Source organism: Chromobacterium sinusclupearum, from assembly GCF_002902845.1.
Taxonomy (GTDB): Bacteria; Pseudomonadota; Gammaproteobacteria; order Burkholderiales; family Chromobacteriaceae; genus Chromobacterium; species Chromobacterium sinusclupearum.
On the sequence record NZ_PPTF01000072.1, the window covers coordinates 20,539 to 27,907 of the forward strand.

The window sequence follows — 7,369 nt, forward strand, 5'->3', positions numbered from 1 at the left end:
GTCTGGGCAAGTCAGGTTTAAGCATGGCTATTTCACTATCAACAGGTCTTGCAACCGGGTGGTGTAGCATGGCGAGCGCTGGTCCTGGCGCATTTCCCAGTTATTGGTCAGCGCCTCCGCCGCCAGCTTGACCCGGCCGCGGCCGAATTCGCGGTTGATGGCATCCATGGTTTGCATCAGCCTTTGCCGGCGCGGATCTGGCGGCGCGGCGAACAGGTCGGCCTGGCTGACGTCGCGCGGCGAGATTTCCATCAGGATGACCCCGGCCTTTTGGTAGAGCGGGCCGCGGCGGTAGATGTCGCGCAGACCGGCGAGCGCGGCTTGGGCCAGCGTCAGCGTATCGTCGCTGGCTTGCGCCAAAGGCACGACGGTGTAGCCGTGGTAGCCGTCGTCGATGAAAGGGCTGGTACGGATGCTGACGCCCACCAGCCTTGCCGCGCCACGCTGTTTGCGCAGCTTTTCCGCGGCGGTGCTGATGTGATGGCTGATGGCGGCCGCCAGCACGTTGAAGTCTCGCGGCTTTTCGCCGAAGGAGCGGCTGGCGATGATCTGCTGCCGCTCCGGCTCCGCATCGTCCAGCTCCAGGCAATTGACGCCGTTGAGCTCGGCCACGGTGCGCTCCAGCATCACGCTGAACTGGCGCCGGATGGCGCGCGGATCGGCCCGCTTCAGCTTCAGCGCGGTGTCGATTTCCATCTTTTCCAGCTGGGCCGCCAGCTTGCGCCCCACGCCCCAAATCTTGCCCACCGCCAGTTGCCCCAGCAGCGCGTCGCGTTCGGCCTCGGATAGCCAGCTCCAGTCGAAGACGCCGCTGTCCCAGCCCGGCACCCGCTTGGAGACATGGTTGGCCAGCTTGGCCAGGGTCTTGCTGGGGCCGACGCCGACGCTGACCGGAATGCCGATGCGCCGGCGCACGTCGTCGCGCATGCGCCGCGCCAGCGTTTCGATGTCGCTCACGCCGCTCAGGTCCAGAAAGCATTCGTCAATCGAATACACTTCCTGGCCCGGCGCATGTTCGGCCAGGATGGCCATCATGCGCCGGCTCATGTCGCCGTACAGCGTGTAGTTGCTGGAGAAAACCGTTACGCCATGCTGGCGGCACAGGCCGGCGATCTCGAAGAACGGTCCGAACATTTTCAGGTTCAGCGCCTTGGCTTCCGCGCTGGCCGCCACCACGCAGCCATCGTTATTGCTGAGCACCACGATGGGTCGGCCTTCCAGGTCCGGCCGGAACACTCGCTCGCAGCTGGCGTAGAAATTGTTGCCATCCACCAGCGCATAGGTCGTCACCGGAATTTCCTCACGCAGGCTGTCACCACGCCCCAGATTTGCAGCTCCTGATCGCCGGCCGGCACGATGGGCGGATAGTCTGGATTGGCCGCCAGCAGCATGTAGCGGCTTCCTTTGCGATGCAGCCGCTTGACGGTGAATTCGCCATCTATCGCCGCGATTACGATGTCGCCGTGGCGCGGCGTCAGGCCTTTGTCGACGACCAGAATGTCTCCCTCCTGGATGGCGGCGTCGCACATCGAGTCGCCGGCTACCCGAACCAGAAACGTGGCCAGCGGATCGGCCACCAGATAGGCCTGCAAGTCGATGCCGGCCTCCATGCGGTCTTCAGCCGGCGAGGGGAAACCGGCGCGGACGGGCGATAGCGCCAGCGGCAGGGTGGGCGGCGCAAGGCCGGGAACGCGGACAGAAATCATGGTGGGATTTTGAAATGGTACAAATTCAAGATAGACCATTTTGCCCGGATAGGCGATGCCGCCGCAAGCCGTTTTTATCCCACGCGATGCAGGCGATAGGTATTGCGTCCGGCGGCTTTGGCCTGGTACAGCGCCTCGTCCGCGATCTGCAGCAGGCGCTCGGGGGTAATATCGGGCATGGCAGCGTAGGCCACGCCTATGCTGGTGGACAGCTTGCGCCGCTGCCCGGCCAGCTCGACGTCATGGGATACCGCTTCCAGCAGCTTTTCCGCCACGCCGATGGCGGTCCGCTCCGATTCCAGCCCGGCCAGCAGAATGACGAATTCGTCGCCGCCCAGCCGCGCCACGTGGTCGGTGGCGCGCACCTGGCTGCGCAGCCGGCGGGCGAACTCCTGGATCAGCTCATCGCCGGCGGCGTGGCCCAGGGTGTCGTTCACCTGCTTGAAGTGGTCGATATCCAGAAACAGCAGCGCCACCGCCAGCCGTTTCACATAGTGGTGCTTGATTTCGTCGTCCAGCATTTCCATGAAGGCGGAGCGGTTCAGCAAGCCGGTCATGCCGTCCAGGGTGACCTTGTTGCGCAGTTCAAGCTCGCGCGCCCGCGATTGGGTAATGTCCCAGATCATCACGTAAAAGCCGGAAACCGAGCCATCGGCATGTTGCTGAGGAATATAGCGCCCCTCTACGTAACGATTTTCGCCGCGCACCGACATGTCGCGTTCAAACGAGGAGGGTTGTCCGGACAAGGCTTTTTCGACTTCCGGCCGCAGCTGCTGATAGGCCTCGTCGCCCAGGAAGTCGCGCATGTGGACGCCGATGATTTGTTCCGGACGGATGCCGAACAGCCGCATATAGGACTTGTTGCAGTAACGGTAGCGTTCCTCGCGGTCGATGAAGGCCACCAGCGCCGGGATGGAATCGGTCACGGTTTTCAGCAGCGCCTCGCGCAAGGCCAGGTCCAGTTCCGCCAGCTTGCGCTGCGTGATGTCGCGCACGCTGACGCTGACGCCGTCGCCGGCCTTGACGATTTCATGATGCATCCAGGAAGGGTGATCGATATTGAAGGCCATGGGAATTTCTTCGGATACCGCCTGCCCGTTTTCCACCACGCGGCGGCAGCTATCGAAAAAATCCGGTATCTGCAGGGCAATGCCGAGTTGCCGGAACTGGCTGCCGATGGCCTCGCGGCGGCTGATCTGCCACATGCGCTCGGCTTCGGCGTTGATATAGACCACGCGGAAGTCATCGATTTGGCCATTGGCGCCGCGCAGGGCTTCCATGATGGCAAAGGCGTCCATATTGGCCTCGGCGGCGTTGCGGAATCGCTCCGCCGCCAGCTCCGCCATCAGGTTCGACTGCTGCACCTCGCGCAGCAGGGGATACGTGCGCCAGCGCAATAGCAGGGCGCCGAGGGCGATGACAATCGACATGACGAACAGGCCTACTTCCAGATCGCGACGGATGGGAGCCAGCAGTTTGCCGACTTCTATCTTGTAGCTGAAGGCCAGGCCGGTATCAGACACCGGCTCGTAGGCGCCGATCACGTTGCGATGGGAATAGTCTATTGTGTGCATCGTGCCGCGTTGGCCGGAAAAAGCCGGCCATACGGTGAAATGATGGATATTGCCTGCCAGGGGGATGGTGGAACCTTTGTCCTGCGGCGATTGCGAAAAACAATGCAGGTATCGCTCATCATGGCCGCAGAGCGAGTAGATGCCGCTCAAGCCATCATGCGGCGCAGTGTCCTGGACAATGCGGTTGAACATGTCCAGCCTTTGCTCCAGCAGCAGCCGGGCCGAGCCTGCCGATGTCCGATAGACATGGGTGGTCCGGTACGAATAGCTGCCATCCCATAGCAAGATCGCGCCCGGCGGGGAGCGCAAGGCAACGGCCTGCAGCGGCCGGTTGACGAAATAACCCACCTGCACCAAGGTCCTGCCCGCGCGGTCCTGGATCGCTATGCCATTGAAGCTGCGGTTGTTCTGCATGCTCAGCACCGCTGCGGCATCTGCCTGCTTCAACTGCCCGTGCGAAGCCGCCTCCAGCAGCGATTGCATCGCCGGGTGCTGGTAAAGCTGGCGGGCTGTGTCGTTGCTGATATCGAACTGCGCGCTGAGCAGCGCGGCGCGTTGCCGGGCGCTGTAGGACATCACCGTTTGGAGGCTCTGTTCATGAGCGTGGCTGGCCAGGCGATAGATCAGCAGCCCGGTTGTCCCGGCGATGACGATCAGCAGAATGCATGCGGTGGCGAAGACCGAGTTTGCCATGTCCTTAGAGCGCAGGCGGCGCGACTGGTCGCGGGCGGCCAACCCATACAAGCCGGCGCTGGCTGTCAGCAGCCCCACCGCGGTGGAGAGCGCCATGCGCACCGCTGCGCCCCAGCTATACAGCAGCTCCAGGTCCACCAGATACGCTATGCCCCCCAGCAGGCCGCATAGCAAGGGAATCGCGGCGCAGATCTGCACCATCCGCATTCTGGCGGGTGTGGCGGCGGGAAGGCATAACATGCCAGCGCCCAGCGCGAGCAGCGCGGTCGCGGTCATGGCCGCCATCCGTCCCGGCTTGGGCAGCATGTCGTGCCGCCAGGCGTGCAGGGCGGGGAAGTCTATTCCCGTGCTTTGCCCGGTGGCGTGTTCCAGCAATACCAGGCAGACGATGCCGATTACCACCACGGCCAACAGCCGGTGGGCCTGCCCGCGCGGGCGCCACAGGGCAATTGCCAGCGCCATTCCATACAGCGCCAGGCAGGCGGCCGTGGAAATCACCATATGGATGTTTTCCGGCACGGCCGATTCGACACGCCACAGCCAACCGGCCAACACGTCGCAGCCCAGAGCCAGCAAGACCAGGCTAGCCAGGCCCGTCAGCAGCGTGTAGCGGCCGCGGAAGAGGCGGGACGGGTATTGGGACATCACGGAATAGTTGTTTTGCACAGGCCACGCTCTGCCAAGGGAGATGGAAGTCCTTATTTGGAATGTTAGGACAAATATCGGCATTGGCGTGTGCGTGTGGCGTTTGCTGCGGCGCGGCAATCCGGCGCGGCGGACAATTTCATTTTTTTGATGCCGTCTTGATATTTTCTTGTTGATCCTGGTGGCCGATTGGCCTTACATTCATTCCCGCCCGTCATGGCTCATGACCATGGCGAGGAGAACAAGGGAAGGCCCACGCAGGCCTTCCGGCTACGAAGGAGAACAGAACAAGATGAAGCACCTCAAATGGTTGCCCATGCTGCTGGTGGGCGCCTCGCTCATGCCTTTTGCGCATGGGGCGGACCCGGCTAAAGTGCTGAGAATTGCCTTGCCGGCCCCGGAAACCGGATTCGATCCCGGCAAGGTCAATGATGTCTACTCTATCGGCGTGGTTGAGAATATCTTCGATCCGCTATTGCGTTACGACTATTTGGCCCGACCGCTCAAACTGAAGCCAAACACCACGGTGGGAATGCCGGAAGTCTCGGCGGATGGCAAGATTTACACCATCAAAATCCAGCCTGGCATTTATTTTGCCGATGATCCGGTATTCAAGGGCAAGAAGCGCGAGCTGACTGCCGCCGATTACGCTTACTCCTTCAAGCGCTATGCCGATCCAGTGGTGAATTCCCCGGTTTCGAACATGCTGACTGACTGGATAGACGGTTTGGCGGATGCCGGGCGGCGCGCATCTAAAACAGGCAAGTTTGATTACGACGCGCCTATCCCGGGCATCCAGGTGCTCGACCGCTACACTTTGCGGCTCACGCTGGTCAAGACCAACTACATCTTCCTGTATACCCTCGCAGCCAAACAGTTTGGCGCCGTTGCGCGCGAGGTGATAGAGGCCTACGGCAAGGACACTATGTCCCACCCGGTCGGCACGGGTCCGTTCAGGTTGAAGGAGTGGAAGCCTGGCAACAAGATTGTGCTGGCAGCCAATCCGTCATATCGCCGCCCGGTATTTGATGGTGAGCCCACAGCGGATCCGGAAGACCAGAAAATTGCCAAAGATCTGGCCGGCAAAAGGTTGCCGCTGGTCGATCAGGTGGAAATCAAGGTGATTGAAGAGGATCAGCCGCGCTGGCTTTCTTTCCTGAACAAGCAGCTGGATATCGCTGCGGTTCCCAAAGCGGCAATGAAGACTGCGCTGCATGTGCACAATAACGATCCGTTTCAGACCACATTGAATCCGGCGCTGGCCAAGCGCGGCATCCGGCTGTCGCATGTGCTGAACCTCGATGTTACGTATGCCTACTTCAACATGAGGGACCCCGTGATCGGTGGCTATGGCAAGGACAAAGTTGCCTTGCGTCGAGCCATCGCCATGGCTTATCCCTTGCGGCAGGAAGTGTTGCCGCTGCTATATGGTAACCAGGCCGTTCCGATGCAGGGCGTGGTGGCAACCGGCATGGCTGGCTTTAGTCCCAACTTCCAGGGGCAGGTCAAGTATGACCCTGCCACTGCCAATGCCTTGCTGGATCAATTCGGCTACAAGATAGGGCCGGATGGCTATCGTACTTTGCCGGATGGCAAGCCCTTGTTGATCGAGCAAGCGACCCAGGCATCCGCGACTGACAAACAGTTCAATCAGATCTGGCAGAAAACCTTTGACAGCCTGCGTATTCGGGTGAAGTTCAAGGTGGCCAAGTGGAACGAGAACCTGAAGAGCGCCTACGCCTATAAGCTGCAAATGTGGAGCCTTGGCGGATCCGCATCCATGCCTGACGGCGACGACAGCATGATCGAACTGTGGTCCAAGAGCATTGGCTCGGGGGGAAATCTATCGGCTTTCAGCCGCCCAGAGTTCGACCATGCTTTCGAGGCTTCCCGGAAACTGCCATTGGGGCCGGAGCGAGAGGCAGAGTTCGAGAAGATGAATCGCGTGGTGGCCGCTTATCAGCCCTACGTGCTAGGCGTGACCCGCTTTACGAACTCTCTGTCACACGGATATGTGCTTGGCTATAAGCCCCACCCCATCTCAACGATTGGCGGCTTCTGGCGCTACGTCGATATTGCCAAGCATTGAGCTAGTTACGGAATCAAGCTCTTCGTCTAAAAGACGCGAGAGGAGGGGAAATTATGTTTGCATATATCATTCGCCGGCTATGGCAGATGATTCCCACTATGCTGGGCGTCATGTTGCTGGTGTTCGTGTTGTTCAACTGGGTGGGCGGCGATCCCACCTTCATTCTGGAAGGCAAGCGGCTGACGCCGGAAATGCTGGCCAACATCCGCGTGCAGCTGGGTCTGGACAAGAGTCTGCCTGAGCAGTTTTTCTTGTTCGTCAAGCAAGTGCTGACTTACGACTTCGGCAACTCGTGGGCAACCCAGCATGAAGTCACGCATACGTTGGCTACTCGCGTCGGGCCATCTCTGATGCTGGCAGGCAGCCTGCTGGTGCTGGAGCTGCTGACCGCCTTGCCGATCGCCGTAGCGGTAGCCTACTTCCGCGGCAGCCTGACTGACCGCATGGTGACGATGATCTGCACGGTCGCCATGTCCGTCAGTTCGCTGGTCTACATCATTGTCGGCCAGTACCAGCTGGGTTTTGTGATGGACTGGTTCCCGGTGATGGGCTGGGACGACGACAGCATGCTGACCAATCTGCTGGTCTACCTGCCGCTGCCCTTGTTGCTTGGCGTGCTGGTGTCCTTGGCACCTAGCGTGCGCTTCTACCGCAGCTTTGTA

At 60.8% G+C, this 7,369-nt stretch carries 5 protein-coding genes; 2 read left to right on the plus strand and 3 right to left on the minus strand.

What is annotated here, in order from left to right; all coding sequences use genetic code 11:
* Positions 1 to 27: 27 nt before the first annotated feature.
* The 3 genes from C2134_RS15620 to C2134_RS15630 form a co-directional block, all read right to left on the minus strand.
* Positions 28 to 1,290 (minus strand): Y-family DNA polymerase, encoded by a 1,263-nt coding sequence (locus C2134_RS15620; RefSeq protein WP_103321070.1) that lies wholly within the window; start codon positions 1,288 to 1,290, stop codon positions 28 to 30.
* Positions 1,287 to 1,706, minus strand: coding sequence for a LexA family protein (locus C2134_RS15625; RefSeq protein ID WP_103321071.1), 420 nt, complete (start codon positions 1,704 to 1,706; stop codon positions 1,287 to 1,289). The genes C2134_RS15620 and C2134_RS15625 overlap by 4 nt, the downstream gene beginning before the upstream one ends.
* A 74-nt stretch (positions 1,707 to 1,780) precedes the next feature.
* Positions 1,781 to 4,639, minus strand: coding sequence for a sensor domain-containing diguanylate cyclase (locus C2134_RS15630; RefSeq protein ID WP_158248783.1), 2,859 nt, complete (start codon positions 4,637 to 4,639; stop codon positions 1,781 to 1,783).
* Between the two features lie 271 nt (positions 4,640 to 4,910).
* On the opposite strand from C2134_RS15630, the gene C2134_RS15635 reads away from it, so the two are divergent.
* Positions 4,911 to 6,707, plus strand: coding sequence for an ABC transporter substrate-binding protein (locus C2134_RS15635; RefSeq protein ID WP_103321073.1), 1,797 nt, complete (start codon positions 4,911 to 4,913; stop codon positions 6,705 to 6,707).
* 53 nt (positions 6,708 to 6,760) lie between these two features.
* Positions 6,761 to 7,369 (plus strand): ABC transporter permease (locus C2134_RS21935; protein WP_233196477.1); only part of this gene is annotated, 609 nt, incomplete at its 3' end.

Excerpts from the sequence above, each read along its gene's own strand:
- C2134_RS15635 (WP_103321073.1), top strand. The coding sequence starts at position 4,911 with ATGAAGCACCTCAAATGGTTGCCCATGCTGCTGGTGGGCGCCTCGCTC.
- C2134_RS15625 (WP_103321071.1), bottom strand. The coding sequence starts at position 1,706 with ATGATTTCTGTCCGCGTTCCCGGCCTTGCGCCGCCCACCCTGCCGCTG.